This is a genomic window from Terrihabitans rhizophilus, from assembly GCF_033898525.1.
GTDB lineage: Bacteria > Pseudomonadota > Alphaproteobacteria > Rhizobiales > Methylopilaceae > Flaviflagellibacter > Flaviflagellibacter rhizophilus.
On the sequence record NZ_JAXAFJ010000001.1, the window covers coordinates 271,154 to 296,648 of the forward strand.

Annotated in this window: 25 protein-coding genes, 1 tRNA gene and 1 pseudogene; 13 read left to right on the plus strand and 14 right to left on the minus strand. The window is 63.3% G+C overall.

Annotation, left to right across the window (positions count from 1 at the left end):
• Positions 1-19: 19 nt before the first annotated feature.
• The 3 genes from SCD90_RS01180 (at position 20) to msrA (ending at position 1,789) form a co-directional block, all read left to right on the plus strand.
• Entirely contained in the window at positions 20-631 is a 612-nt protein-coding gene (locus SCD90_RS01180; protein WP_319842784.1) for a fasciclin domain-containing protein, read from the plus strand.
• A 158-nt stretch (positions 632-789) separates the two neighbouring features.
• Positions 790-1,110 carry a hypothetical protein gene (locus SCD90_RS01185; RefSeq protein WP_319842785.1) on the plus strand — a complete coding sequence of 107 codons (321 nt, stop codon included), beginning with the start codon at positions 790-792 and terminating at the stop codon, positions 1,108-1,110.
• Between the two features lie 85 nt (positions 1,111-1,195).
• Positions 1,196-1,789, plus strand: a complete 594-nt coding sequence (gene msrA / locus SCD90_RS01190) for a peptide-methionine (S)-S-oxide reductase MsrA (RefSeq protein WP_319843220.1) — start codon at positions 1,196-1,198, stop codon at positions 1,787-1,789.
• Here msrA and mepA read toward each other — a convergent pair.
• On the minus strand, positions 1,729-2,775 hold the full coding sequence (gene mepA / locus SCD90_RS01195) for a penicillin-insensitive murein endopeptidase (RefSeq protein ID WP_319842786.1): 1,047 nt from the start codon (positions 2,773-2,775) through the stop codon (positions 1,729-1,731). The genes msrA and mepA overlap by 61 nt on opposite strands.
• A gap of 85 nt (positions 2,776-2,860) precedes the next feature.
• Here mepA and SCD90_RS01200 point away from each other — a divergent pair, with 85 nt between their 5' ends.
• Positions 2,861-3,988: a glycosyltransferase family 4 protein gene (locus SCD90_RS01200; RefSeq protein ID WP_319842787.1), complete on the plus strand. Its 1,128-nt coding sequence runs from the start codon at positions 2,861-2,863 to the stop codon at positions 3,986-3,988.
• Between the two features lie 27 nt (positions 3,989-4,015).
• A complete protein-coding gene (locus tag SCD90_RS01205) occupies positions 4,016-6,178 on the plus strand; it encodes an amylo-alpha-1,6-glucosidase (protein WP_319842788.1) in 2,163 nt (720 codons plus the stop codon).
• Between the two features lie 15 nt (positions 6,179-6,193).
• Here SCD90_RS01205 and SCD90_RS01210 read toward each other — a convergent pair whose 3' ends face one another.
• The gene (locus SCD90_RS01210) at positions 6,194-7,294 is read right to left on the minus strand and encodes a DNA topoisomerase IB (protein WP_319842789.1); all 1,101 of its coding nucleotides are present in this window, start codon (positions 7,292-7,294) and stop codon (positions 6,194-6,196) included.
• A gap of 126 nt (positions 7,295-7,420) precedes the next feature.
• Here SCD90_RS01210 and SCD90_RS01215 point away from each other — a divergent pair.
• The 3 genes from SCD90_RS01215 to SCD90_RS01225 all read left to right on the plus strand — a co-directional run bounded on the left by SCD90_RS01215 (position 7,421) and on the right by SCD90_RS01225 (position 9,480).
• Positions 7,421-7,510, plus strand: a tRNA-Ser gene (locus SCD90_RS01215).
• A 490-nt stretch (positions 7,511-8,000) separates the two neighbouring features.
• The gene (locus tag SCD90_RS01220; protein WP_319843221.1) at positions 8,001-8,651 is read left to right on the plus strand and encodes a DUF2161 domain-containing phosphodiesterase; all 651 of its coding nucleotides are present in this window, start codon (positions 8,001-8,003) and stop codon (positions 8,649-8,651) included.
• A 493-nt stretch (positions 8,652-9,144) separates the two neighbouring features.
• Complete coding sequence (locus SCD90_RS01225; protein ID WP_319842790.1) at positions 9,145-9,480, plus strand: hypothetical protein; 336 nt, start codon at positions 9,145-9,147, stop codon at positions 9,478-9,480.
• A gap of 149 nt (positions 9,481-9,629) precedes the next feature.
• On the opposite strand, the gene SCD90_RS01230 is transcribed toward SCD90_RS01225, so the two are convergent.
• On the minus strand, positions 9,630-10,118 hold the full coding sequence (locus SCD90_RS01230; protein WP_319842791.1) for a LysR family transcriptional regulator: 489 nt from the start codon (positions 10,116-10,118) through the stop codon (positions 9,630-9,632).
• A 135-nt stretch (positions 10,119-10,253) separates the two neighbouring features.
• On the minus strand, positions 10,254-10,523 hold the full coding sequence (locus tag SCD90_RS01235; RefSeq protein WP_319842792.1) for a hypothetical protein: 270 nt from the start codon (positions 10,521-10,523) through the stop codon (positions 10,254-10,256).
• A gap of 582 nt (positions 10,524-11,105) precedes the next feature.
• Between SCD90_RS01235 and SCD90_RS01240 the strand changes: the two genes are divergently transcribed.
• Positions 11,106-12,452, plus strand: a complete 1,347-nt coding sequence (locus tag SCD90_RS01240) for a cation:proton antiporter (protein WP_319842793.1) — start codon at positions 11,106-11,108, stop codon at positions 12,450-12,452.
• A 509-nt stretch (positions 12,453-12,961) separates the two neighbouring features.
• Here the strand turns inward: SCD90_RS01240 and SCD90_RS16560 are convergent.
• Complete coding sequence (locus SCD90_RS16560; RefSeq protein WP_425265618.1) at positions 12,962-13,228, minus strand: glycosyltransferase family 25 protein; 267 nt, start codon at positions 13,226-13,228, stop codon at positions 12,962-12,964.
• 138 nt (positions 13,229-13,366) lie between these two features.
• Positions 13,367-14,161, minus strand: coding sequence for an outer membrane protein (locus SCD90_RS01245; RefSeq protein WP_319842794.1), 795 nt, complete (start codon positions 14,159-14,161; stop codon positions 13,367-13,369).
• Between the two features lie 348 nt (positions 14,162-14,509).
• On the opposite strand from SCD90_RS01245, the gene SCD90_RS01250 reads away from it, so the two are divergent.
• The 3 genes and pseudogenes from SCD90_RS01250 to SCD90_RS16565 all read left to right on the plus strand — a co-directional run.
• Positions 14,510-16,873: a PAS domain-containing protein gene (locus tag SCD90_RS01250; RefSeq protein WP_319842795.1), complete on the plus strand. Its 2,364-nt coding sequence runs from the start codon at positions 14,510-14,512 to the stop codon at positions 16,871-16,873.
• A 126-nt stretch (positions 16,874-16,999) separates the two neighbouring features.
• The gene (locus SCD90_RS01255) at positions 17,000-17,710 is read left to right on the plus strand and encodes a hypothetical protein (RefSeq protein WP_319842796.1); all 711 of its coding nucleotides are present in this window, start codon (positions 17,000-17,002) and stop codon (positions 17,708-17,710) included.
• A gap of 271 nt (positions 17,711-17,981) precedes the next feature.
• Positions 17,982-18,182: pseudogene (locus tag SCD90_RS16565) on the plus strand (SOS response-associated peptidase family protein); the annotation flags it as partial.
• Positions 18,183-18,241: 59 nt separating this feature from the next.
• On the opposite strand, the gene SCD90_RS01260 reads toward SCD90_RS16565, so the two are convergent.
• The 8 genes from SCD90_RS01260 to SCD90_RS01295 form a co-directional block, all read right to left on the minus strand.
• Positions 18,242-18,958 (minus strand): cysteine hydrolase family protein, encoded by a 717-nt coding sequence (locus SCD90_RS01260; RefSeq protein WP_319842797.1) that lies wholly within the window; start codon positions 18,956-18,958, stop codon positions 18,242-18,244.
• 83 nt (positions 18,959-19,041) lie between these two features.
• Entirely contained in the window at positions 19,042-19,953 is a 912-nt protein-coding gene (locus tag SCD90_RS01265) for a LysR family transcriptional regulator (RefSeq protein ID WP_319842798.1), read from the minus strand.
• 11 nt (positions 19,954-19,964) lie between these two features.
• Positions 19,965-20,357, minus strand: a complete 393-nt coding sequence (locus tag SCD90_RS01270) for a nitrile hydratase accessory protein (RefSeq protein ID WP_319842799.1) — start codon at positions 20,355-20,357, stop codon at positions 19,965-19,967.
• A complete protein-coding gene (gene nthA, locus SCD90_RS01275; RefSeq protein ID WP_319842800.1) occupies positions 20,354-21,010 on the minus strand; it encodes a nitrile hydratase subunit alpha in 657 nt (218 codons plus the stop codon). Before nthA ends, SCD90_RS01270 begins: the two co-directional genes overlap by 4 nt.
• Positions 21,011-21,013: 3 nt before the next feature.
• Positions 21,014-21,703 (minus strand): nitrile hydratase subunit beta, encoded by a 690-nt coding sequence (nthB, locus tag SCD90_RS01280; RefSeq protein ID WP_319842801.1) that lies wholly within the window; start codon positions 21,701-21,703, stop codon positions 21,014-21,016.
• A 9-nt stretch (positions 21,704-21,712) separates the two neighbouring features.
• Positions 21,713-22,486, minus strand: coding sequence for an ABC transporter ATP-binding protein (locus SCD90_RS01285; RefSeq protein WP_319842802.1), 774 nt, complete (start codon positions 22,484-22,486; stop codon positions 21,713-21,715).
• Positions 22,486-23,268: an ABC transporter permease gene (locus tag SCD90_RS01290; RefSeq protein WP_319842803.1), complete on the minus strand. Its 783-nt coding sequence runs from the start codon at positions 23,266-23,268 to the stop codon at positions 22,486-22,488. Before SCD90_RS01290 ends, SCD90_RS01285 begins: the two co-directional genes overlap by 1 nt.
• Positions 23,265-24,293 (minus strand): ABC transporter substrate-binding protein, encoded by a 1,029-nt coding sequence (locus SCD90_RS01295; protein WP_319842804.1) that lies wholly within the window; start codon positions 24,291-24,293, stop codon positions 23,265-23,267. The genes SCD90_RS01290 and SCD90_RS01295 overlap by 4 nt, the downstream gene beginning before the upstream one ends.
• A gap of 403 nt (positions 24,294-24,696) precedes the next feature.
• On the opposite strand from SCD90_RS01295, the gene SCD90_RS01300 reads away from it, so the two are divergent.
• A complete protein-coding gene (locus tag SCD90_RS01300) occupies positions 24,697-25,446 on the plus strand; it encodes an SDR family NAD(P)-dependent oxidoreductase (protein ID WP_319842805.1) in 750 nt (249 codons plus the stop codon).
• Positions 25,447-25,495: the final 49 nt, after the last annotated feature.

The following is a 25,495-nucleotide window of genomic DNA, read 5'->3' on the forward strand; positions in this document are numbered from 1 at the left end:
AACTGAGGAGCGAACCCAGATGTCCAGCACCCGCTACATGATGACCGCGGCGGCACTGTGCCTGTCCGCCGCCAGCCTCGCCGTCGTTCCCGCCATTGCACAGGACGCGATGAAGAGCGGCAACATGACCAATGACGGCATGCGCGAAAAGTCCGTCGAAGTCGGCGGCGCGCCGATGTACCCCTCGAAGAACATCGTCGAGAACGCGGTCAACTCCAAGGACCACACCACGCTCGTCGCTGCCGTGAAGGCCGCGGGCCTCGTGGACACGCTGTCCGGCAAGGGCCCGTTCACGGTGTTCGCACCGACCAACGATGCGTTCGACGACCTGCCGAAGGGCACCGTCGAGACGCTGCTGAAGCCCGAGAACAAGACGAAGCTGTCCGGCGTGCTGACCTATCATGTGGTCGCCGGCAAGCACACGGCCGCCGACATCATGGCCGACATCAAGAAGGGCGGCGGCAAGGCTGTCTGGAAGACCGTCAACGGCGCCAGCCTGACGGCCAGCATGAAGGGCGACAAGCTCGTTCTGACCGATGCCAAGGGCGGCATGTCGGAAGTCGAGATCGGCGACGTGATGCAGTCGAACGGCGTCATCCACGTGGTCGACAAGGTGCTGATGCCGGGCTGACCCCCAGCCCTCCTGCCAACCGGCATCGTCACGGAAGGGTCGCCGAAAGGCGGCCCTTTTCCGTGCGCGGTCCGCATTTTCAAGAACAGAGCAGCGCCGTCCGGCCTGTGGTATCCCGGCCTCTGACTTCCTATCTTTGGTGCAGTCCGAGGCTTTGCATGCGCTTCCTGGTCCGGTTCATCGGTACGCTGATATTCGCAGCCGCGTTCGTCATGGTCGTCATCGACGGGACGCGCACGATAGCCGCCAGCCAGTTGTCGCTGTCTTCGCTGTCGGAGGCCGTTTCCATCCTGTGGCCGAACGCCGTGAAAGGCATCGCTGCGGGATTGTCCTCGGCTCACCCGGTTCTGTGGAATCCGGCGGGTGCATGGCTGTTCGCGCAGCCGGCCTTCGCCGTGCTGGGAATACTGGGGCTGCTGCTGCTGATCGTCGGCCGCAAGAAGCCCGATATTGTGAAGCCGCGTCCCCGGCGGATCTAAACCCCTTTCGAGAGGAGTTGCCGTGTTCTCTTTCTTCAAGCAGGCCACGCCGCTGCCGACCGCCGAGAACGCACTTCCCGGCCGGATGGCGGCCATTCCCACGGCCGAGCGCCATCATCTCAACAAGCACCCGCTGAAGGGCCCCTACCCCGAAGGGTATGAAACCGCCGTGTTCGGCGCCGGCTGCTTCTGGGGCATCGAGCGCAAGTTCTGGAACATCCCCGGCGTCTGGGTGACGGCGGTGGGCTATGCCGGCGGCATCACGCCAAACCCGACCTATGAGGAGACCTGCTCGGGCCATACCGGACACACCGAGGCAGTGCTCGTCGTGTTCGACCCCGATCAGGTGACTTATGCGGCCTTGCTCAAGGCCTTCTGGGAGATGCACGACCCCACGCAGGGCATGCGGCAGGGCAACGATGTCGGCTCGCAGTACCGTTCCGCCATCTACACCCTGAACGCCGAACAGGCGGAGCAGGCGCGCGAGTCGAAGCAGGCTTACGAGCGGGCTCTGCAGTCTCAGGGCTATGGCGCGATCACCACGGAGATCGCTCCGGCCGGTGCCTTCTACTTCGCCGAGGATTATCACCAGCAATATCTGGCGAAGAACCCCGGCGGTTATTGCGGCGTCGGCGGCACCGGCGTGTCCTGCCCCATCGGTTCCGGCGTCGTCGCCTGAGGCGGCTCAGGATCCGGAGCGGCGGGGACCGCCGCCGCTCGCGTGGGTGAATAGTCGGCATCGGCGGCCTGCAGCACCATCCGGCACTCCTGCGGCATGTCCGACAGGCGCATCGGCGGCGGCGGCGGCTTCGGCTTCGATGGCTTGACCGGCGGCTTGGGCGCCCCGGGCGGCTTCGGCGCCTTCTTGAACCAGCTTGCGAGGCTGGCATCGCAGCCATCGCCCGGGGGTACGGGCGCCTGCCCCTTGCACCCTTCCATGCCTGCCGGGCAGGCCAGCCTGATGTGCATATGGTAGTTGTGCCCCGCCCACGGGCGCACCTTGCCGAGCCAGTCGCGGTCGGCGCCCGCCTCGCGGCACAGGGCCTTCTTGATCGCCGCGTTCACGAAGACGCGGTCCACGTTCGGCAGCCGCGCCGCCAAACGGATGACCTTCAGGTGATCGGGGGTCCAGACGCGCGGATCCACGTCCATCCAGTCCGGTGCGACGACGCTGACGGCGGAGATCTTCTCGCGCTCCTCGGGCGAGAGCAGGCGCGGCGGCATGGGGTTCAGCCAGATATCGGCGTCGAGCCCGATCTGGTGGGAGGCGTGGCCGGTGAGCATCGGTCCGCCCCTCGGCTGTGCGAGATCGCCGACCAGCAGGCCCGACCATGAGGTCCGCCGCTGCACCTGCTCGGCAAGCCGTTCGAGTTCCGCGATCAGCGCCGGGTGGCCCCAATTGCGGTTGCGGGACAGCCGCATCACCTGCCAAGCGGGTCCGTTGATCGGCAGGGGCCGGGCGCCGGCCAGGCAGCCTTTCGCATAGGAGCCGATGCTCCGGGCGCGAAGATCCGCAGGCAGGAGCTTGCCTCCGAACAGCTGTTTTGCCGGCGCGGTTTCGATCGGCTGCTGACCGGGTGGGGGCGATTGCTGAGCCACCGCGTCCCCCGCGGCAAGAGCAGCGAGCAAAGCCGCCGCCGGCAGCAGTGCCCACGCGAAGTGCATGCCTCTTTTTGCGGCGCTGGACCCGAGGAACCATAACGTACCGAAGATGATTTTCTCCACACGCCCGCCGTTTGAGGATTTCGTCATGCGCATCGCTCAGATAGCCCCGCTTTGTGAGAGCTGCCCCCCGCAGATGTATGGCGGGACGGAACGTGTTGTCTCATGGCTGACCGAAGAACTGGTGAAGATGGGGCACGAGGTCACGCTCTATGCCTCCGGCGACAGCCTTACCAGCGCACGGCTTGTCGCTGGCTCCAGGCGCGCCCTGCGGCTGGACGAGACGGTCCAGGATTTCTACGCCCATCACATGGTGCTGATGAACAAGGTGCTGCGCGACGCCGACGACTTCGACGTGCTGCACTTCCACACCGATTACCTGCACTTTCCAACCTTCGCCAACGGCACGCACCCGATCGTGACCACTATGCACGGCCGCCAAGACCTCCCGGATCTCGCGCCCGTCTATCGGGAATTCGCCGGCACGCCGCTGGTTTCAATCTCGGATGACCAGCGCCGCCCGGTCAGCTTCGCGTCCTGGACCAAGACGATTTATCACGGACTGCCGAAGAACCTGCTGCCCTTCGGCACCGGCGAAGGCGGCTACTTGGCCTTTGTTGGCCGCACCAGCCCGGAGAAGGGGCTCGACCGGGCCATCGAGATCGCCCGCAAGGCCGGCATCAAGCTGAAGATCGCAGCCAAGGTGGACAAGGCCGACAAGGCTTATTTCCACGAGGTGATCGAGCCGCTGATCGACGGCGGCGAAGTCGAGTTCGTCGGCGAGATCAACGAGGTCCAGAAGCGCGACTTCCTGGGCCATGCGCGCGCCCTGCTGTTTCCCATCCGCTGGCCGGAGCCCTTCGGCCTCGTGATGATCGAGGCTATGTCCTGCGGCACGCCCGTTCTGGCCTTCCGCTGCGGCTCCGTGCCCGAGGTGATGGAGGACGGGCTGACCGGCTTCATCGTCGACAGCATGGACGAAGCACATGACGCCGTGCCACGCCTCCTGGCGCTTGATCGCCGGGCCGTCCGCGAACGCTTCGAGCAGCGCTTTACATCGGAACGCATGGCGAGGGACTATGTCGCCCTCTACGAGACCTTGATGCACAGGCCGGCTTTGCCCACCCGCAGCACCATCGAGGAAAGCCTCGGAACAGGCGACGTGCAGGCGTCCGTCGGTCTTGCGGCAATACATGCGGCCGCCGTGCGCGCCTGACGGCGGTGCACGGAGTATGAGGGGCAGATGAACGAGACGATTGCGCCGCAATTCTTCATATCTGCACTCGAGTCCAATGATGGCGGGCGCCCGGCCCGCCTGAAGCAGGGCGACACGTTCGCCGTCCTGGACAAGAACGCGGATCTTCTTTCCTGGGAGGGCAACCCCGACGGGCTTTACTTCCACGACACGCGCCACCTGTCGCATTTCGAGTTCCGGCTGAACGGCGCACGCCCGCTGCTCCTGTCCTCGAATATGGAGAGCGACAATTCGGCCCTCACCGTGGATCTCACCAACCCGGATTTCTCCGAGGATGGCCGTGTCTTCATGCAGAAGGACACGATTCATATCAGCCGCAGCAAGTTCATCTGGAACAATGCGCTGTTCGAGCGCCTCTCGATCTTCAATTACGGAGACCGCGAACAGCGCCTGCGCATGAGCGTGCTGTTCAACTGCGATTTCGCCGATCTGTTCGAAGCACGTGGACAGCGCCGCCCTGTGAAGGGCGTGCGCGAGGTGCGCATCGCAGGGCCCGGCGAGGTCTCCTTCGAGTATATGGGCCTCGATGCCATCGCGCGGGCCACGAGCGTGGCCTTCCACCCCGCACCGGACGTGCTGGAACCATCCTTCGCGGTCTACGACATGACGCTGGGGCCGCAGGACAAGAAGGTGATCTTCACCCGCATTGCCTGCGATCCCTCGCAGGCTGCCCCGTTCAGCGAGCGCGTCTTCTTCAAGTCCTTCGCGGAGTCGCGCCGCGCGCTTCGGCGGGACGCCGCCCGGCCCGTCCGCATCACAAGCTCCAGCGAGCTCGTGGACGATGTCGTCGCCCGGTCCATGGCCGATGTCGCCATCCTGACGACGCAGACCGAGCACGGCCTCTATCCCTATGCGGGGATACCCTGGTTCTCGACGCCGTTCGGCCGCGACGGCATCATCACCGCGCTCATGATGCTGTGGGTCGATCCCGGCCTCGCGAAAGGTGTGCTCAGCTATCTCGCCGCGACACAGGCCCGGGATCTCGACCCCGTGCGCGATGCCGAGCCCGGCAAGATCCTGCACGAGACGCGGGCCGGCGAAATGGCCATGCTCGGCGAGGTGCCGTTTCGTCTCTATTACGGCAGCGTGGATTCCACGCCGCTCTTCGTGCTGCTGGCGGGCGAATATCTGCGCCGCACCGATGACGTGGAGACGCTCGCAAGGATCTGGCCGAACGTCCAGGCCGCGCTGGGCTGGATCGAAACCTATGGCGACCGCGATGGCGACGGCTTCCTCGAATATTATCGCCAGAGCGAGAACGGCCTCGCAAATCAGGGCTGGAAAGACAGCCTCGATTCCGTCTTCCACGCCGACGGCAATCTCGCACAGGGGCCGATCGCGCTCTGCGAGGTGCAGGCCTATGTCTATGGCGCGTGGTTCGCAGCCGCCGAGATTGCGGAGCGGCTGGGGCATGGCGAGGTCAGCGAAGGCTACCGCGCCCGCGCTTCCGCGATACAGGAACGCTTCGAGGAGGCCTTCTGGTGCGAGGATCTCGGCACCTACGCTCTTGCGCTCGACGGCGAGAAGCGGCGCTGCGAGGTTTACTCCTCCAATGCCGGGCACGCGCTGCTCACCGGCATCGCACGGGCCGATCGCGCCGAGCGCGTGGTAGACGCCCTGCTCGACCCCACCTCCTTCTCGGGCTGGGGCATCCGGACTGTCGCCACGACGGCGGCACGCTACAACCCGATGTCCTACCACAACGGCTCGATCTGGCCGCACGACAACGCGCTGATCGCACTGGGCATGGCGCGCTACGGCCACAAGGATGCCGTGCTGAAGGTGACGAAGGCCCTCATCGAGGCCGCCGGCAAGCTCGACCTGCAGCGCCTGCCAGAACTGTTCTGCGGTTTTCCGCGCCGCCAGCGTCAGGGGCCGATCGGCTATCCCGTGGCCTGCGCGCCGCAGGCCTGGGCGGCCGCGACCCCGCTGGCACTGATCCAGGCCTGCCTAGGCCTGACCTTGCACCACCGCACCGGCGAGATCCTTCTCGACCGCCCGGTGCTGCCGGACTTCGTGGACCAGCTTTTCCTCACCAATGTAGGGGTGGGGGATGCAAGCGCGGACCTGGTGCTGAACCGGCATGGCGAGGACGTATCCCTCACCGTTCTGGACCGCCGCGGCACCGTGCGCATCGTCGAGGTGCGCTGAGGAGGGAGGGCCTGTTCAGCCCTCCTTGAGCTCCCGGGCCTGCGTCTTCAGCAGCGCCAGCACCAAGGCCTCCTCCGGCGGCAGGCCTTCGATTGCGGCCGCCTCCTCCTCCGCGCGGGCGAACTCGTCCTCGAACCGGCCCTCCAGATAGCTCTCGATCACGCCGCTGTGGATGTAGCAGCGCCGCGAGATCGCCCGAGTGTTCACCAGCCGGTCCGCCACCACGTCCACGGCCTTGTTGAGCTTGCGGTTGCCCTCCGCCTTGGAGGTGAAGCCCCCCGCCTGATGGAGCGCGTGCGCTGCTGTGACCGTGCCGGCCCAGGTGCGGAAATGCTTGGCGGAGAACCCCTGCCCCAGCACGTCGCGGATGTAGGCGTTCACATCGTGTGAATCGACGGGATGCGGCGTGCCGTCCGCGTCGAAATACTGGAACAGGTGCTGCCCCGGCACGTCCTGGCACTGGCGCACAATGCGGGCGATGCGGCGGTCCTTCACCGTCAACTTCCAGTCCTTACCGCTCTTGCCCTTGAAGGAGAAGCGCAGCCGGTCCGATCCCGCCTCCACATGGCGGTTGCGCAGCGTGGTGAGGCCGAAGCTCTTGTTGTCGCGGCGGTAGCGCTCATTGCCGATCCGGATGAGGGTCGTGTCGAGCAGTTGCACCACGGTCGCCAGCACCTTGTCGCGCGTCAGGCCGCGCTTCGAGAGGTCTTCGTCGATGCGCGTGCGGATCTCCGGCAGATGCTCGCCGAACTCGATGAGCCGCTCGTATTTGGCCTCGCCGCGCACCTCGTGCCAGCGCGGGTGATAACGGTACTGCTTGCGGCCCTTGGCGTCGCGCCCGGTGGCCTGGATGTGGCCGTTGGCCTTGGGGCAGATCCAGACATCGGTGTAGGCCGGGGGAATGGCCAGGGAGCGGATGCGCTCCAGGATCTTGGGATCGCGGATCGCCTCCCCCTTTGAGGAGCGATAGGCAAAGCCGCTGCCTGCCTTGCGCCGCGTGATGCCCGGCTTATCGTCGGACACATAGACAAGGCCGGCATTTTCGGCCGACGTCTCCGGATCATAGGCCGGGCAGACATCGTCCTCCGGAACCAGCACGGCCGCCTCGGTCATCATCGCTCCTCATCGTGGCAGGAGAGGAACTCCACAAAGGCGACAGGGTTGCGCCGACGGGCCACCGAGCACATTGCGAACCGGCCGCGACCCCGCTATAGCGTCGCATCCGCTTCACGAAGCGGACCCGGAGGGGTGGCCGAGTGGTTGAAGGCGCACGCCTGGAAAGTGTGTATACGGGAAACCGTATCGCGGGTTCGAATCCCGCTCCCTCCGCCATTCGCCTTGCTAAGCAATTGCATCTGTTGATGATTACGCCACCTTGGCAGCTACCCCACGCCGCACCCGCATCCTAATCGGGCTGCAGCTGCACGGTGTCAGACGTTGCCGGACGTCACGTCGCGGCACGAAGTTGCCGCCAGGGCAGATCCACCCAATTTTTCTGGTTCGACACGACCAAACGAAGAAGTCTCCAGATAGCATCTTCTATGCAGCCGAGGGAGAAGTCCGGCCAACGAGATCTTGGAACGACCTCATCCTTGGCCGGCCTCCTCTCCGAACAAAGTGAAGATGAACGCTGTGGCAACGTTCTAGCCGGATTGCCGCCCGAGCTTCCCGCAGCAACAGGCGGGCGCGCGCTTTGAACGACTGCGGCTGATTACGCCGCCATGGCGAAGCCGCTCGGAGATGTTGATCCAGGACGCTGTCTGGACCTGCAGCGAGGAGAAAGGCTTCATCGCGCCTGCCGGTTGGGGGTGAAGGAGTGATGATGCTGGAAACGTCGCTGTATCGGCCGGTGAAGGCTTTTCTGGAGAGCCTCGGCTTCACCGTAAAGGGAGAGATCGGCGGGTGCGATATCGTCGGCCTCTTACCGGACGAGCCGCCGGTGGTCGTGATCTGCGAACTCAAGCTGCAGTTCAACCTTGAGCTTGTTCTGCAAGGCGTGGACCGTCTCGCGGCATGCGACGAGGTCTGGCTCGCCGCCCGGATGTCGTCTCGCGGAAACGGGCGAGAAAAGGATGTCCGTTTCCGATCACTCTGCCGCCGTCTGGGACTGGGGCTGCTCGGGATCGCGGCAAACGATCAAGTGCATGTGCTGATCAGCCCCGCCTCCCCCTCTCCGCGCCGCGACCCGAAGAGGCGAGCGCGGCTGGTGGATGAACATCGGCGGCGGCAGGGTGATCCTGCAGTCGGCGGCGGGTCCCGCCGTCCGATCATGACCGCGTATCGTCAGGAGGCGCTTGCCTGCGCCTCGGCGCTTTCCACCGGAGCAAAGCGCACCAAAGACCTGAGGGAAATCACGCCACGCGCCGCCACAATCCTCCGGCGAAACGTGTACGGCTGGTTTGTTCGCACGGGGCGGGGCGTCTACGATCTCTCCGCTGCCGGCCGAGATGCACTTGAACGTTGGAGCATCTGACCCGCAGGTCAATTTCGGCGTGTAGCGAGCACCCGACCGGTGCCGCCCACAGACCATCGGTTATGCCTTGGCGGACTCGCCTGCGGGCAAGCCGTGTAGATTGCTGCGACGTCTTCCACCTTGAGGATGGCAAGGTGAAGTCGTTCCACGGCTAAACGGCCGCCACCATCATCCTCGCTCAGCTGGAGGTGCTCAGTGATCTTCAAGCAGCAATCGCGTGAGCCGACAGGTAAACAGGTACCCACCACTACTACCGACTGGGCGCTCGTCATTCCCGCCACTACGAGGCCTCCATGTAAAGGTACCTTACAGGCAAAGGATTCGGTTCAACGAACCCTTGGCCGTCGCAAAGCGGACAAGCATTAGCGGGATCAGGAGTCCGGCGCGGATGGTACATTTGCACTTGCGTCTTGGGAAACAAGCAATTGTCGCTGGCGTCCTCCTCGTCAGCTCGGGGCACGGGTTTGCGATCACCCCGAGCGAGCTGCGGTCCATGGCATTGGTGATTGAGGATCGAGCTAGGCCCGGCGGTCTGCGGGAGCTTGGGCTGCTCGATGATTACCTCAACGCGCTTCGACGCGCGCAACGAAACTGCCATCTCAGCACCTACGCTTACGGTGCCACACTCTCCTGCAGGAGCCGCGAAGGACGCGAGGTGCTGATCGGGCTCACTGCCGAGCCGAGCCGTCAGCCGGAGTTCGTTCGCGTCCTCGAAATCCGGCCTGATGGGGTGAACAGCATCTCCTTGCCGAATTCCGAGTTTGCTCCATTCCTGTCCGAGCTCGCTCGAACACCCGAAGGTTCGCGGATGGTCTGGCCTTCCCCCTGATCGCGACTCCACTTGCCCGAGCTTTGGGCAAACAAGGAAGCAAGCGTTTGGAGCCGCTGGGTTACAGGTGCGCTCCTGCTGAATGCCGGGGCGCTGCCATGGCCTATGGGTACACCGGCAGTCCTTAGCGAGTTCATGCAGCATGTCGATCAGACGCGCATCCGCGCCGAGTTGGACTGCCATTCACACCAGCCGGTACTCGCCACGACTTGGCGGAGAACGGATGTGCCCTTGCAGATAAGATCCAGCGCACTGTCGCTCAACCGCAGCGTGACGTCGACGTCGGAATCGCGGAGCTGGAAGCTGTCGAGCAGCGGCCGAATGTGGTTTCGCCCGAAATCATTTTTAGCCGTGGCCCTGAGCGGGCCCGAAAGCGGACCGTCATCCCGTAGTCCGTTCAGCGCGGCATCCCAATCCGCGACGATGCGGGGTGCATCAGCGACCAGGATCTCACCCTCATGGGTGAAGGTCAGCTTGCGTGTCGAGCGGATAATAAGTCGCGCCCCGAACTCCTCTTCCAGCCGGGTCACCGCCAGCGCCAAAGTCGATTTGGCCATCGAGCGCTGCCGTGCAACGCTGTAAAAGCTGCCGGCCTCCGCAACGTCGAGCATCAGGCGCAGTGCATCTAAGCGGTCCATCCATCGAAAGTCCTCTAATGCAGGACCCGTCTAACTCGCCTCCGGCACAGGTGAACTCAGCCGTCAGACACAACCGCGAAGCGGGCATGAAAAAGGCCGCCCGCAGGGGCGGCCTTTGGGTCTTCCTTGCGACGCCTAGTTTGCGTTGCGGTCACTGCCGCTGCTCGCCTGGCTGAAGTAGAAGGGCTCGCGGGCTTTTTCCTTGCGGACCGGTGCGGCACCGACGGCAGAAGCGCGTCCCTCCCGCACAATCGTGGCCGGAGCGCGGGCATTTGGCTGTGCGTCGTAGATGCCCTGCTGGATGCGCTGGCTGTTGGGGGTGGCACCGGCGGGCTGATGGGCAAGGGCGGCTCCAGCCGTCAGGGTGATGGTGCCGGAGAGGATCAGTGTCTTGAGGATGTTCATGTCTTGGCTCCCGAACGGGCGCTCCTTGAAGCGTCCTTTCTAGCTGCGTTACGGGGCAGCGGCAGGGAGAGCCCCTCCGTTCCCGATCACGAAGGTGGCGCTTTGACATTGCGCTTATAAGCTGACCAAACCAGATCAAGCTGATCTGCTAAATAGCTCAATGAACTCCTCTATACGGGTCGATTAATTGGAGACATTTGCGCTAATCGTTGGCTCTGGCGGCTTTCGCGCCGCCGAGCGAGGTATATCCTCCTCCGTCATGAGCCAGACGATGGCGACGCTGTAACAGGCTCGGCATCCGCTTCTGAACCGAACGACGCGCAAGGTGGCAGTCACTGAAGCGGGAGGAAGGCCTATAGGCGCTGGGTTGAAGCCGAGGCAAGCTTGCGCAAACACCCACGCCCATCAAGCCGCCTTCAGGATACATCAGGCCAAGCCCTTGGCTGACTGTCGCTAACAATCAGCTTCAGCTGATGATGAAGTTCATAAGCAAGCTCGGCCTGTCGCCCGTGTCCCGCAGCCCTCGTCCGCTTTCTAGGATCGCGTCTGGATCAAGATCGAGGCTTCTGCAGTTGAGGCGCTATGGATGCTCTCAGCACTTGGTCGCCGGATCCCTACATCCTCGCACTTACGGGACTCGGCTTCCTCATAGCGCTGGTTGCCTGGTTGCCCATCGCGCTTAAGCGCCTGCCCCTGTCGCTGCCGATCATATGCATCCTTATCGGAGCTGCGGTCTTCATGCTGCCGCAGGTCTCGCTTCGGCCCATGCCGACGCAGTATCCGGAGATCGCCGAACGCTTCACAGAGTTCGTGGTCATCATCGCTCTCATGGGTGCGGGCCTGAAGCTGGACCGGGTCTTCAGTTGGAGGCGATGGCACGTGACGTGGCGGCTGTTGGGCATCACGATGCCTCTCAGCATCGCTGCGATAACGCTGGTAGGTGTGTTCCTCCTCGATCTGCCATGGATCGTTTCGCTTCTGCTTGGCGCAAGTCTGGCACCCACGGATCCCGTATTGGCGTCTGATGTGCAGGTGGGTCCGCCGAAATCGGGTGAAGAGGACGATGTGCGGTTCGGCTTGACCTCCGAGGCCGGTCTAAACGACGGTCTGGCATTTCCCTTCGTCAACCTCGCCATTGCGCTCAGCCTCACGGCAGCTACCGGAGAGCCATGGGCAGCAAAATGGCTCGCCCACGGCGTGCTATGGGAGATTGGAGCAGGCATTGCCGGCGGCTGGTTGATCGGCCGCGCCTTCGGCTGGCTGACGTTCCACGTTCCGGCAGAGACCGGGTTGGCACGCACAGGCGACGGCCTGATCGCACTTGCGGCCACCTTTGTCTCATATGGCCTAACAGAGCTCATCGAATGCTACGGGTTTCTTGCCGTCTTCATCACGGCCCTAACATTCCGCCATTCACAGCGCCACGACGATTTCCATCGCGAGATGCACGACATCACCGAGCAGATCGAGCGCCTGGCGATGATGGTGCTGTTGCTGCTGTTCGGCGGCGCAATGGTGAGCGGAATCCTCGCGCCCCTGACTTGGCTAGACGTTGGCGCTGCCCTCGTGATCCTGCTTGCGGTGCGGCCGCTTGCGGGTTTGGTTGGCCTGATCGGTTTCAAGGCGCCATGGGGCGAAAGGCTCACGATCTCCTTCTTTGGTATCCGCGGCGTGGGGTCGTTCTACTATCTTGCATACGGGCTGAATCACATGCCGGTGGCCGAGGCGAACCGCTTATGGGCTGTCGTGAGCCTGGTTGTCCTGATGTCGATCCTGCTTCACGGCCTTACGGTGACGCCCAGCATGCGCACCCTTGATCGCTCGCAGGGGCGCGACCCTGATGACGAGCAGGAAGCGACGCCGCCACCTGGATTTCAGGGGCCGGCGTCAAACGGCACGTCCTCAGGCAGCAGATCACCACAAAATTGAGCATGGATAGCTGATGGATCTCGAGACTGGTCCTTAGCAGCTCAATTGAGTCAGACCGCAACCGACACCTTGTCGATGACGAGCGATTTCACACTGGACTGCTAGCCCCGGAGGCTGAAGCACTGAGGCGATGCTACGCCGCCACCAATACGGCGAACTTGTCTTTTTATGCCTCTTTCGATAACCGAAACAGGCAGCGCAGCGTCTGCGGTTGAGCTTGAGCGTGTTCTTCTGATCTATGCGCCTTTGACCAATTGGCTCTTGCAAGTAGGGCGTCGTGGGAGATCGGATCGAGCGCCTAGCTCATCCTGTATTCTCATGTTTGCGCACACTGCGAACCCTCGGTTCTGTCGATATGCGAACACAGACTCAACAGCCTTTGCGCACCGCAGACTGTTGATGTCGCCGGCAGCCCCATGATGAACTGATCCGAGTTCAGCCAGCGCCAGAGAGGTTCCCTTAATGGCTAGGCTGCCGCAAGAACACTCGCTGAAGAAAGGTCTCTAGCTTCACGACGTCGGCGTCCTCAGGACCCAAGTGGTATCTTCCATTAGATGGACGAGCATCGGGTTAACCTCTACAGCGTCCTCAAACACCGCGCAGAGCGGGTCACCATTCGCGACAAAACCCTGCCAAGCGCGAGCATGGCTCATCGTACAAGCGATCTGCGCCTCAGAGAGAGCGTACTGGGGCTCCGCTAGGACAGTGTTGTGGAGGTCAGCCGATCTCATTGAGCCTGCATCGACAGCGCTGAGCCGAGTGACTTGCCATCCCATTGCGGCTGATACGGCCTGCAGAGCAGGCTTGAGCGGATTGGGCAACGCTGGGCAGGCGTTGCAGGACAGCGATTCAAAGAGGGCAAGACAAAGGCCGGGACGTTTCCATCCCGGCCTTTGTCCAAGCGTTCAGCTAGTTCAGAACCGATAGGCCATCGTGGCGCGCAATGTGTGGAAGTCGAATTCGTCTTCCGAAGGGCGCAGGTCCGTGCCAGGTGCAAACGCGCCAGAGGTGAAGCGAGCCGTCTGAGTGTCCACGTCGAGGTCGGTATAAAGATACTCCACGCCGAGCGAGATGTTCTGCGTCAGCATCATCTCGGCGCCAGCGCCAACCGTGTAGCCCCACGCGTCGCTGTCGCCCTCAGTCGCACCAGCGAAGGCCGCGGGCGAATTGGTGGAGAAGGTGTAGTCGATGTCGCCGTATGCGACACCGCCGGTGGCGTAGACCATGAAGCGGTCGAACGCATATCCGCCGCGCAGCCGCCCGGTGACGAGGTAGTTCAGCTCGCGCTCGAAGGTGTAGTCCGCCGGCGTGACGCTGAGGCCGTTTACGCGGTCAGCCACGTCGACAAAGCTTGCATCGACGACCACACCGAACACGAAGTTGCTGACCTGATGATCGTAGCCAATGCGCAGACCGCCGCTGAAGCCGTCATCAAAATCGGATGTGAAGCCGGGAGCGAACGCATCTGCGCCGCCGCCGGTCAGAACGGTGTCGTCGAAGCTGCCGTCGAGATCGGTATCGAACTCCAGATCATTGTCGTCATTGCTTCCGAGGGCATAACCAGCCTGAGCGCCGATGTAGAAGCCCGTCCAGCTGTGGCCAGGCAGATCCACCATTGCAGGTGCGGCTTCATAAGCCGGCATGTCTGCCGCATGCGCCATTGTGCCGACGCTGAGCAGTGCCATCGATGTGAGAAGAAAGCGCTTCATAGGCCCCTCGGAGAAGTCAGGTTCTTTATCCAGATCGAAACCGTACCTTCTATCCCAGGTGGTGTATGTAGCTTGCATGTCACTACAGATTGCAAAGCCTTGCGGACGCAAGTTCAACGTCCTGTTGTGAAGCACCGGCACCGGCTCTCGTGACAGCGTCGAGCTTTTGCGGGGAGATCAGCAATGTGCGGCCGGTTCGTCTAGAAGTCTCCTGCAGCGCTAAGGCAGTCGGCCCGCACCACGCACTTGTTCTTGACCCGTTCGAGAGAAGGCTATCGGCGCCAGGCAAGCTGTTCCATACCGATGGAGTCGAGCCCGGGCCAAGAACCTGAGAGATGCCTAGCTGCCATGTCTGAGTCCCTATTCCGCGAAGCACTCGAGCATAAACTCGACGCAGAGTTCCGGAACTTAGCTGACCACTCCCCCGTCATGATGTGGGTGACGGGGCCGGACGGCTATTGCCATTACCTCAATCGCCGCTGGTACGAATTTACTGGCCAGACCGTGGCTGAGGCGCAGGGGATCGGATGGACCAAGGCAACGCATCCGGACGACCAGCAACTGGCCGAGGACACCTTCCTTGCGGCGGTTGCCGCGCAGGGGCCATTTCGTGTGGAGTACCGTCTCCGGCGAGCTGATGGTGCCTACATCTGGGCGATCGATGTCGCCTCGCCCCGCTTTGCTGAAGACGGCAGCTTCCTCGGGCACGTGGGCTCCGTGCTCGACATCGAGGAGCGGCGGAGGTCCGAGGACCTGCTGGCGCTCAATGAGGAGCGCCTGCGGCTTGCCCTGGACGTGGCCGAGATCGGTCAGTGGCACGTCGACACCGACAGCGGGAACATGTTCTGGCCGCCTCGGGTAAAGGCCATGTTCGGCATCTCTCCGGACGTGCCGGTCACGATCGTGGACTACTACGACGGCGTGCATCCGGATGATCGGGACAAGACGCTCGCTGCTTATCAGGCCGCCTCCGATCCCGAGCGGCGCCTCCTCTATGATGTCGAGTACCGCACCGTCGGCAAGGAAGACGGCATCGTCCGCTGGGTAGCCGCGAAGGGCCGCGGCTTATTCGATCAGGCCGGGACCTGCTACCGCGTGATCGGAACCGCAGTCGATGTGACCGCGCGAAAAGCAGACGAGGTGCGCCTACGCGAACTGAACGAGACACTGGAATCGCAGGTTGCCGAGCGAACCGCCGATCGCGACCGCATGTGGCGTCTGTCGACGGACCTGATGCTGGTTGCCCGCTACGATGCAACCATCACTGCCGTGAACCCGGCCTGGACCAATCTGCTCGGCTGGACAGAAAGCCAGTTGATCGGGAGGCTCTTCATCGACCTTGTTCATCCGGACGACATGGCGTCCACGCGCGCGGAAGCTGGCAAGCTGGCCGCGGGACAGACGACCCTACGCTTCGAAAATCGGTATCAGCACAGCGATGGCTCCTATCGCTGGCTGTCCTGGACGGCCGTTCCCGGGGAAGATCTGATTCATGCGGTCGCGCGGGATATTACCAGCGAGAAGGAGAAGGCCGAAGCACTTCAGCAGACCGAGGAAGCCCTGCGCCAGGCCCAGAAGATGGAGGCGGTCGGGCAGCTGACCGGCGGCATCGCGCACGACTTCAACAACCTGCTCACCGGCGTGATCGGCTCGCTCGACATGATGCAGCGCAAGATTGCCCGCGGCGAGATGGACAAGATCGAGCGCTACGCCACCACGGCGATGACTGCCGCGAACCGGGCAGCAGCGCTAACGCACCGGTTGCTCGCCTTCTCGCGCCGCCAGCCCCTCGATCCAAAGCCTGTGAACGCCAACCGCCTCGTAAGCGGCATGGAGGAATTGCTGCGCCGTACGTTGGGCGAGGCCATTCGCCTTGAGATCGTTACGGCCGGAGGCCTGTGGCAGACGCGGTGCGATCCGCATCAGCTCGAGAGTGCGATCCTCAACCTTGCCATCAACGCGCGAGACGCGATGCCCACCGGCGGGCATCTGACCATCGAGACCTGCAACGCTCATCTCGACACGGCTTACGCAGCGAAGAGCCGCGACGTCCATCCGGGGCAGTATGTCTGCATCTGCGTCACCGACACCGGCAGCGGCATGGCCCCCGACGTGATCGCGAAGGCGTTCGAGCCGTTCTTCACCACGAAGCCTATCGGCCAGGGCACCGGCCTGGGCCTTTCAATGATCTACGGCTTTGCACGGCAGTCCGAAGGCTACGCCAAGATCTATTCGGAGCTCGGTAAAGGCACGACGGTCAAGCTGTACCTGCCCCGCTACCACGGCGAGGGTGAAGAGGCAGATCTCGTGGTCGCCGGCCTCGCGGACGAGCGACGGTCCTACAGGGGAGAAGTGGTGCTCGTCGTGGAGGACGAGCCAGCTGTTCGTGGCCTGGTCGTCGATGTGCTGGAGGATCTCGGCTACCGCGCCCTCGAAGCTCATGACGGGCCCTCCGGACTGAAGCTGCTGCAGTCGGACCTGCGGATCGACCTCCTCGTCAGCGATGTAGGCCTCCCCGGGCTGAACGGGCGGCAACTTGCCGATTTCGCGCGGCAGCATCGACCCGATCTCAAGGTGCTGTTCATGACCGGTTACGCGGAGAACGCGACATTCGCGAACGGCTTCCTCGATCCAGGCATGCTGATGATCACGAAGCCATTTGCGATCGAAGCACTTGCCACCCGTATCCGGGACATGATCGAGGAGCGGTAAGGTGGCTGCAGACCGTGCTCCTAGCAGAGCGCGTAAGCTGGACGTGCTGCTGATAGGGGCGTGTACGAATAATTAGCCCAGCGGTTGTAAGGGTAGGTGGTGCTCGTTCATTTCCCAGATGCCCCTATGACATCAGACCTGCTGGCGAGTTCTGAGAAATCCGAGGCTTGGGTACGCTCCGGGAGGATGCGGGGCGGCGTTGTCATCTCAACCTTCGCCAGCCTCGTTCTCGTCGTGTGGGTGATGGAAGCGATCGTCTTCCGAACCGTGCTCATCACGCCGCTGCCCCAGAAGCTTTTGTGCACCGTATGGCTGCTCTTCGGTGCCCTGGGCGCTTGGCTGGGGTTCGTGACGACGCGCGCTGGCTACGTCAGCGCCGGACGATGCGGGCGAATCCGCGCCGTGCTCGTGACCTCTTTTTCCGTTCTTGCCCTCGGCAGCGTGGGCGCCTTCTTGGCCGATACCCTTACACGGCGAGTGGCGAACGTCGCGCTGTTCTGGAACAGCGCCGCCCCCATAGAAACTATCGCGTTCCCGATCACGTCAGTGAATCGCGGCAGACACGGCCCTGCGGTGTACGTCGCTCCGGTCGGGCTGCGCCGTTCGGTGTCCGTTTCGCATGCCGATATCGCCCTGCTCGACAGCGCCGGGAACGAGGGGGCTCACGCGTTCTGCATTCCGCTGAGCCACCAGAAGGAGGGCGACGCGGAACGGGTCTGGTTTCCTAAGCAAGTACGCCGGAACTCCCCCGCCACAAGGATCATGCCCTGCCGCGATGCCGCGATGCACGGTCTGCGGCCAAATCCCCAGCTTTCGGGCACCCAATCGCCTGAATGAAGGATTGCTCGATGTGTGATGGCGGCGGAGATGGTGGTGACGATTGTTCAAACGGCGCAGGCGGCGGTGCGCATGGACACCCGATAGGCGGACCAACATCTTCCCTTGAGAGATGGGGCGGAATGATTTGCCTGTTCTGTTTCCTCGTTGTCTGGGTTGCAATCACGGTCGGCAACATCACCGGCATCTCTTTCGATGAAGCCCTGCGCTTCATTCAAGGCAGATGAACAAAGTCCAGCATCCCCAAGCGCACTTGGCGGACTAGCCTCTGATGCGCGGTCGCTTCGTCCAGAAATCCCCCGCCTCCGTGATGGCGCAGGTGTTCCCCAACAGACACCCGCTGCCGAACTTACGGGTTCGGTTCAACGCGGCACCAGGCCAGGAGATCGCGGTGGTGCGGCAGCATCCCGAGGCAGCTGACGGGTTACTGGATCGGCTGACGTGGGGCCTCGTGCCGTATTGGGCCAAGGATAGGCACGCAAATCCGAACTCCGGCGCGACTTCGACTGTGCCTACGCGCAGTTTCGGAGATCAGCCGAAACGAGCGTTTGGCACCGCGTCTTCTCTGCTGATCGCTGCGATCACCGCACCCGCATTTGCGGTTGCGCCGAAGATGCCACCTTCGGTCGCGATCGTGTTCAATGCCGCCACGTGGTTCTCCCGCACGGTCGCCGCGCAAGCATCCGCTACCACAAGGCATTCGTAACCTCGCTCGACGGCGTCCCGCAGGGTCGAATGCACGCAGATGTCGGTGGTCACGCCGGTCAGGATCAGGCGCCTGACGCCTGTTCTGGTGAGGAGCAGCTGAAGGTCCGTGTTGTGGAACGCGCTGTACCCTGCCTTGTCCACGACCGGCTCGTCGGCCAGCGGCCGAAGTTCCGGAACAATCTCCCAGCCCTTCTCTCCGCGCACGAGCAATCGACCTAGAGGTCCCTGCCCGCCGATGCCGATGCCTGTGTTACGCGAGCGCCAAAGCTTGAGCGAGGTCAGGTCCGCAAGGTCGGGGCGATGCCCCTCGCGCGTGTGCAGCACATGCCCTCCCCACGCCCGGATGGCGGCACGCAGCTGCGCGATGACCGGTATGATGCGGCGGGCACCGTCGATGTCGTACCCCATCGACGCCACATATCCGTCGGGATGGCAGAAGTCGTTCTGCATGTCGATGATGAGCAGCGCGGTGGTTGCGGGCTCGAGCTGGCCATCATGCGGCCAGGCATAGGGATCAGCGGCAATGTGGAGCGGCATCATGGCTGCGAGGCACTTTCAAGCGAACGGTACACCCGCAGAATTCACCTCCCGCCCGCCTTCGAACCAGCCCCGGTTGTCCATGCTCACATCGGGCCATCGGATGTATTGGCCTCGATGGCGGACAGGAAGTGCTTGAGCACCGGCGTACGGCGCGCAGAGGCCTGGGTGATGACCGCGAGGTCAGACTCGCGCCGGAACTCGTCCGGCAGAAGCGCGCGCATCTCTCCCCGCTCCACCCAACTCGCCGCATAGTGCTGCGGCATGAAGCCGATATGGGTGCCGGCCAGGATGAGGAAGGCCACTGCCTCCAGATTGGTCACGCTGGCGCGGATCGTGTCCTCCTGATCGCTGACGAGCAGGAAGTCCTGATGGTTGAGGAAGGTCCGAACCACCTTGGCGGCGGGGGGAACGCCGTTCCTGACGGCGGCATCGTCCTCCACGCCGAAGAGCGGATGGGTTTTGCCGCAGAACAGGAGATCGGTTTCCTGGTAGAGCTTCTGATATCTGAGAGTAGGCAGGCGCTGGCCAACCACGCTGATGCCGACATCCATGCGGCCAGCGACGATGGCATGCTCGATCTCGGCCGGCGGCAGGATGTCGATGGTGATCCGCGGGCCGAGCGTTCCATCGCGGAGTTTTGCGAGCGCCGGGAGCAAGGGGCACTTCTGGTCGGTGATGATGTTGTCGATCAGGCCAATGCGGAGGCGTCCGGCAAGCGCACCTTTGAGCGTGCGGGCGCCCTCCTCGAACTCGGCAACGGCGCTCGAAAGCTCCACGGCCTTGCGGTGAAGTTCCTCGCCTCGCGGTGTCAGGCCAAACCCAGCCCGCCCCCTGTCGCAGAGGCGGTAGCCAAGCCTCCGTTCAAGTTGCGCCACAGACGTGCTGATCGTGGACTGGCTGACGCCCAGCACGTCCTCCGCCGCCGAGAACCCGCCGCATTCCACGACGGCCAGGAACACACGCAACTGCTTGAGGTCGAACTCCGATAGCCGCATGGCCGATCCGGTCAGGCGACGACGAGCGGTGCGATCACATCGGGGCGGCCGGGGCTGTGCTCGTGATGATGGTGGCGCTCGTGCTGCAGTCCGAGCAACCGCTCGACAACCCGCTCTTCCGTTGCCGACAGCATCTCGTCCTTCATGATGCCACGTGATTTCAGGAGCACGGACAGCGCCTCCAGCCAGCGCGTATAGTACTCCTCCTCATCCCTGATGCAGGAGGCCTTCTCGAAGTCTCCGACAGCCGCGATGAGGCTGTGCTGGAAGTCCTTCATCGTGAACAGACCCCGTTCCGACATGGCCAAAGTCACGCCGAACAGCCGGGCTGCCCAAGGTTCCCGAAACTCAAGGCTGCCGAGATCGACGGCGCCCTCGAAGACGGCCTGGCTGGTCCCGCTCATGACTGGCTCCCCTGATCCTGCACCGGCAGCTTCGCGACACCGATCATCGAATCCCGGCTGACGATCTCGATCAATTGCTCCTCCGTCAGGCCATCGGTGCCCGCCGGGCGCTCGGGAAGGACGAGGTAGCGGATCTCGGAGACGCTGTCCCAGACCTGGATCCGGACGTCGTCCTGGAGCGGCAGGCCCATCTCGGCCAGGAGACGCCGGGGCTCCCGCACCATGCGTGAGCGATAGGCGCTGGACTTGTACCAGGCCGGCGGCAGGCCGAGCACGGTCCACGGATAGCAGGAGCACAAGGTGCAGACGATCACGTTGTGAACCTCGGGCGTGTTCTCCACCACGTGGAGGTATTCCGTTTCCGGACCGCCGATGCCAAGCTCGGCGCAGGCTTCCAGCCCGTTCGCCAGAAGGCGAGCCTTGAATTCCGGATCGGTCCACGCCTTGGCAACAACGCGCGCGCCGGTCTTCGGGCCTACCTTCTCCTCGTAGTATCGGACGATTTCGTCGACGCGCGCCGGATCGATGATTCCGAGATCGGCGAGCAGGCTTTCGACAGCCTCCGTGCGGACAGCCTGCCAAGGCCGTTCCAGCTCCTCGTGACCATGGGAATGGCCATCATGATGGTGATCGTGGTGATGGTCGTGAGCCATGGGCTACACCTCCCGCTCGAGATAGTCTTCCATCAGGTCCACCTTCACGGTGACGTTGGGCTCCGCCTGCGGGCCCCAGACCTCATCCGCCGGAAAATCCACATTGTAGACCGGCTGGAGGTTCTCACCGCGGTTGTGCGCGCGGGTGTCCGGAAGCACCCACGCCTGCGCATTGACGATCGACACGGTGCCGACCTTGCCGCGGATGTAGGCAGTCAAGCGGGTGTGTCCCTCCGGGTGCAGGTTGCGCACCCGGACCCTGTCTCCAACCGCGAACTTCGGGACGATGTCTGCATCCCGATCGCGCCGCCACGCGCCCCAGGGCGTGAGTTCCTCCGGCGCAAGCGGCCAGTGTCTCGCCTCGCGATCAGGACGGGTCGGCGCCAGTGCGTCGGCGCCGATTTCGCTCAAGCGCAGGTCAACCTCGGCCCGCGTCAGGATGCCCTTGCGGTCCAGGATGCGCTCCATGGCAAACAGCCAACGGCCGTAATACCCGTCCAGCAGGTAGGACGGCGTGCCCATCAACTCGATCTCGTGCCTGTGCTCGTCGAGGCTGTAGACGCCGCGGGTGTCGAGCTGCTGCGTCATCGCGTAGACGCGACCTTCCCAGCGGGCATGGAACACCGGCTCATCGGCTTCCACCTCCACGGCGCCGAAGCCGTGGAGCCCTCCCATATCGTGGATTCCGTTCATGCAGGCCTCTCAGTAGATCGCGGTCTCGATCTGTCTTTGCAGGTTCAGGAACTCGGCGCTGTAGCGGTCCTTCAGACCATCCGCCCGGGTGTCCACGTCGATCAGAACCCGTGAAGGCTGCCCGCCGAGAACGATGACGCGATGACCGACGACGATGGCCTCTTCGACATTGTGCGTGACCATGACCATGGTCTTGCGAGTGTCGTGCCAGATGGTCCGCAGCAGGTCGTGCATGCGCCGGCGAAGGCTAATGTCGAGCGCGCTGAAGGGCTCGTCCAGCAGCAGGATGCCGGGCTCGCTGACGAGCGCCCGGGCAATCGCCGTCCGCTGGCGCATGCCGCCGGACAATTGATGCGGATAGGCGCCGGCGGCCTCTGCCAGGCCGACCGTCTCGATCATCCGATCCACGAGGGCAGCCTGCTCCGCCTTCGGACGCTTCCGGAACCGGGCACCGAAAGCCACGTTCTGGCGCACGTTGAGCCAGGGGAACAGGTTGTTCTCCTGGAAGATCAGGACCACTTCGGGCGTTGGCGCCGTGAGGTACTGGCCCTTGTAAACCACGCCGCCGGTGGGCTCTGGCTTGATGAAGCCGCCGAGCGACCTCAGCAGCGTGGTCTTTCCGCACCCGGAACGGCCCAGAATGCAGGTGATCTCGCCGGCCGTGATCTTGAGGTTGAAGCGATCGATCGGCGTGAACGCGCCAGCACCCGGCCCACGGCCGGGGAAAGCAATTGTCAGGTTATCGACGTCAAAGGCGATCTGCGAGGCGGCCGTGCCGTGCATCAGGTCCTCCACCACAGAACCCGGTTGCCGATCAGCGCCAGCAGCTTGTCCACGATGAAACCGGTGATGCCGATAACGACCATGCCGAACATGATCAGCTCGTTGTTGAACAGGTTGCGGCCCATCATGATGATAGCGCCCAGGCCATCACGCAGCCCCACCATCTCAGCCACCAGCACCGCCATCCAGGCCGCGATGAAATTGGTCCGCAGCAGGGTGAACACGCCCGGCAGGATCGCGGGAAGGATGACATAGATCCACCGCTCGAACGCGTTGGCGCCGAGGTTCTCCGCCAGCGTCGAGTACTCCTGTGGCACCCTTTCGATCTCGGCGAGCGTGGCGATCGTCAGGATGAAGTAGACGCCCATGAAGACGATGAAGATCGCCGTCACGTTCGATATCCCGAAAACGACGATGGCCGTGGGAATCCAGGCGATCGGCGCGATGGGCGCCAGCAGGTTGAGCACCGGGCGAAGGCACCAGGTCGCGGTCTGCGACAGGCTCAGCAACGCACCCGTCGCCACCGCCAGCACAAAGGCAAGCATCATCCCCACGAAGACGCGGTAGAACGTCGAAAGGATCGACAGCCACACCGGAGCGGCCTGCGAGCCGAGGCCGATCTTGAACCCGCTTGCCATCACCGACGAAAAGAACTGGCTTGGCGGCGGCAGCACGGCGGTCAGGGCGAACCCGCCCGTCGCCCCCAGAAGCTCCCAGAGCGCGATCAGAGCCGCGACGAACGCGGCTCCGACCAAGGTGCCTTTTTGAAGGTGCCAGTTCATTTGCCTTCGAGCGACTTGATCATGTCGAGGCGGAAGATGTCGGCCGCGGAGGTGGTGCCCTTCACGTAGCCAAGCTTCGTCAGGTCGGTGACCACGCTTTGCACCGCATCGACATCAGGAACAAAGGAGATCGGCGCTGGCGCGGACTTGAACGAGGCCAGCAGAACATCCGGCTTCACCCGGAAATAGGAGCCCTTGGACAACAGCTCGACGGCTGTGTCGGGCTTCTCGTTGATGATCTTGGCGCTGCAGATCATGGCCTTGAGGTAGCTCTCCACCACCTCCGGCCGGCTCGTCAGCGTCTTGTCGAGCACGCTGACCACGGTGTTCGGAGTGCCTGCTGACCATGCCGACGCGTTCGTCGTGAGGACTGCGGCTCCCTTTGAGGCGACAAGATCGGTCGTGTAGGGCTTGATGTGGCTCAGGATGTCGACCTCGCCGGTGCGGAACGCCTCCACCATCGCCAGGAGGTCGTTGAAGTAGACAAGTTCCACGGCGTCGGTGGCGATGCCGTTCTTCTCGAACTCGCGGGTCAGGATCAGCTCGAGGGTGTCGCCCTGCAATGTGGCGATCTTCAGCTTCGGCTTGCCCGCTGCCACATAGGCCTTGAGATCGGCCATGCTCTTCAGGCCGCTTTCCTTGTCCGCGATCACTTCCATCACGCCCCAGCCGCCGGCGGCCGCCACCACCCGGATCGGTATGCCGCTATTGGCCGCGAAGAAGGGCAAGGTGAAGGGATTGATGCTGACATCGATCGCGCCACCGGCCAGGGCAGCGTTGTTGTCGCCGGGGTTGGCGAAGAACACCGTCTCGACGTCGAGATTGTTATCCTTGAAGCAGGTGCCGGCCTGGGCAACGAAGAGAGGCGCCATATCGAGCGCCACGAGATGCCCGACCTTGATCTTCACGGGTTCGGCCGCGACTGGCGAAGCGGCGATCAACACCGCAGCCGCCGCACCCAGCAGGGCCTGCCTGCTCAACCTGGGGAACTTGCTGCTCAGCCGTGCGGTTAGCGTCGTCTTCACTGGCCTGCTCCTGTCGTCGCGTGAAACCACGAGGAAAGCCAATGTTTGAACATCGATCCTCGGGGTTGATGGTGCCAAGCTTTCGCTTCAGGCCACCCTGATCCAGAGAGCCACGGCTATATTTACATCAGGATTTCCAATGTATCCCTCGACCAAGGAACTAGTGCACACAGTTTAATCAATGATGTTGCTCACCTTTGCTCACGTCGGCCGAGACTGTGCCCATCGATTGAGCATAAACAGCCTGCTTTTTGATCCTCTCATGATTCCCGTTGTTTTGACCTGTTGCACCTGAACTACTAAACGACACTGCGTCCTCGCGCTCCACACTGGGCATAGCTCGGCTGACTCGATCGCATCGCCTAGCGGACCTCGGCTTGAGCAACAACAGAAAGGACGTGTCGTGGGCAGGCTTGAGGGGAAACTCGCGATCGTAACGGGTGCCGCCCGACGAGAGAGCATCGGCCGAGCGATCGCTCTGTGTCTCGCCGAGGAAGGGGCCGATATCGCCATCAACGATTTCCGCCGTGACGAGGAAGCCGAGGAAGTCGTCGCGGAGATCGAGCGGCTCGGCCGCCACGCCTTCGTCGTGATGGGAGACCTTACGAAACCCGAGGAATGCCGCAGGGTGGTGGCGCAGGCCGCAGCCGGGCTGGGTGGCTTGGACATCCTCGTCAACAACGCAGGCTACTCCCATCACCAGGTACTCGCCGACATCACCGAGGCCGACTACGATGAGATGCTGGACCTCAATCTCAAGGGGCCGTTTTTCCTCGCCCAATCGGCTGTGCCGCATCTTGTTGCGCGCGGCGGCGGCCGCATCATCAACATCTCTTCGGAGCAGGCCTATATAGGCGACCCCGGACTGCCGCATTACAGCGCCGCGAAGGCCGGCATGATGGCCATGTCCAAATCCTTGGCACTGGCGCTGGCCCCTGCCATTACTGTCAACTGCGTCGCACCGGGGCCGACCGCGACCGGGCGCTTCCGGGCCGGCCCCGAATACACCGACGAAAACCGCGAACGTATCCCGCTGAAACGTTGGGGTGGACCGCGCGATGTCGGGCGTTCCGTGGTGTTCCTCGCCTCAAGCGACGGCGACGCGTTCACCGGGCAAGTGCTAGACCCGAACTGCGGGACCGTAATGCCGTGACGTGCGTCCGCCGGGATAGAGTGCGCCCGCGCGCCAAAGAACCACCGCA

Excerpts from the sequence above, each read along its gene's own strand:
- SCD90_RS01180 (WP_319842784.1), top strand. The coding sequence starts at position 20 with ATGTCCAGCACCCGCTACATGATGACCGCGGCGGCACTGTGCCTGTCC.
- SCD90_RS01185 (WP_319842785.1), top strand. The coding sequence starts at position 790 with ATGCGCTTCCTGGTCCGGTTCATCGGTACGCTGATATTCGCAGCCGCG.
- msrA (WP_319843220.1), top strand. The coding sequence starts at position 1,196 with ATGGCGGCCATTCCCACGGCCGAGCGCCATCATCTCAACAAGCACCCG.
- mepA (WP_319842786.1), bottom strand. The coding sequence starts at position 2,775 with ATGCACTTCGCGTGGGCACTGCTGCCGGCGGCGGCTTTGCTCGCTGCT.
- SCD90_RS01200 (WP_319842787.1), top strand. The coding sequence starts at position 2,861 with ATGCGCATCGCTCAGATAGCCCCGCTTTGTGAGAGCTGCCCCCCGCAG.
- SCD90_RS01205 (WP_319842788.1), top strand. The coding sequence starts at position 4,016 with ATGAACGAGACGATTGCGCCGCAATTCTTCATATCTGCACTCGAGTCC.
- SCD90_RS01210 (WP_319842789.1), bottom strand. The coding sequence starts at position 7,294 with ATGATGACCGAGGCGGCCGTGCTGGTTCCGGAGGACGATGTCTGCCCG.
- SCD90_RS01220 (WP_319843221.1), top strand. The coding sequence starts at position 8,001 with ATGCTGGAAACGTCGCTGTATCGGCCGGTGAAGGCTTTTCTGGAGAGC.
- SCD90_RS01225 (WP_319842790.1), top strand. The coding sequence starts at position 9,145 with ATGGCATTGGTGATTGAGGATCGAGCTAGGCCCGGCGGTCTGCGGGAG.
- SCD90_RS01230 (WP_319842791.1), bottom strand. The coding sequence starts at position 10,118 with ATGGACCGCTTAGATGCACTGCGCCTGATGCTCGACGTTGCGGAGGCC.
- SCD90_RS01235 (WP_319842792.1), bottom strand. The coding sequence starts at position 10,523 with ATGAACATCCTCAAGACACTGATCCTCTCCGGCACCATCACCCTGACG.
- SCD90_RS01240 (WP_319842793.1), top strand. The coding sequence starts at position 11,106 with ATGGATGCTCTCAGCACTTGGTCGCCGGATCCCTACATCCTCGCACTT.
- SCD90_RS16560 (WP_425265618.1), bottom strand. The coding sequence starts at position 13,228 with ATGGGATGGCAAGTCACTCGGCTCAGCGCTGTCGATGCAGGCTCAATG.
- SCD90_RS01245 (WP_319842794.1), bottom strand. The coding sequence starts at position 14,161 with ATGAAGCGCTTTCTTCTCACATCGATGGCACTGCTCAGCGTCGGCACA.
- SCD90_RS01250 (WP_319842795.1), top strand. The coding sequence starts at position 14,510 with ATGTCTGAGTCCCTATTCCGCGAAGCACTCGAGCATAAACTCGACGCA.
- SCD90_RS01255 (WP_319842796.1), top strand. The coding sequence starts at position 17,000 with ATGACATCAGACCTGCTGGCGAGTTCTGAGAAATCCGAGGCTTGGGTA.
- SCD90_RS01260 (WP_319842797.1), bottom strand. The coding sequence starts at position 18,958 with ATGATGCCGCTCCACATTGCCGCTGATCCCTATGCCTGGCCGCATGAT.
- SCD90_RS01265 (WP_319842798.1), bottom strand. The coding sequence starts at position 19,953 with ATGCGGCTATCGGAGTTCGACCTCAAGCAGTTGCGTGTGTTCCTGGCC.
- SCD90_RS01270 (WP_319842799.1), bottom strand. The coding sequence starts at position 20,357 with ATGAGCGGGACCAGCCAGGCCGTCTTCGAGGGCGCCGTCGATCTCGGC.
- nthA (WP_319842800.1), bottom strand. The coding sequence starts at position 21,010 with ATGGCTCACGACCATCACCACGATCACCATCATGATGGCCATTCCCAT.
- nthB (WP_319842801.1), bottom strand. The coding sequence starts at position 21,703 with ATGAACGGAATCCACGATATGGGAGGGCTCCACGGCTTCGGCGCCGTG.
- SCD90_RS01285 (WP_319842802.1), bottom strand. The coding sequence starts at position 22,486 with ATGCACGGCACGGCCGCCTCGCAGATCGCCTTTGACGTCGATAACCTG.
- SCD90_RS01290 (WP_319842803.1), bottom strand. The coding sequence starts at position 23,268 with ATGAACTGGCACCTTCAAAAAGGCACCTTGGTCGGAGCCGCGTTCGTC.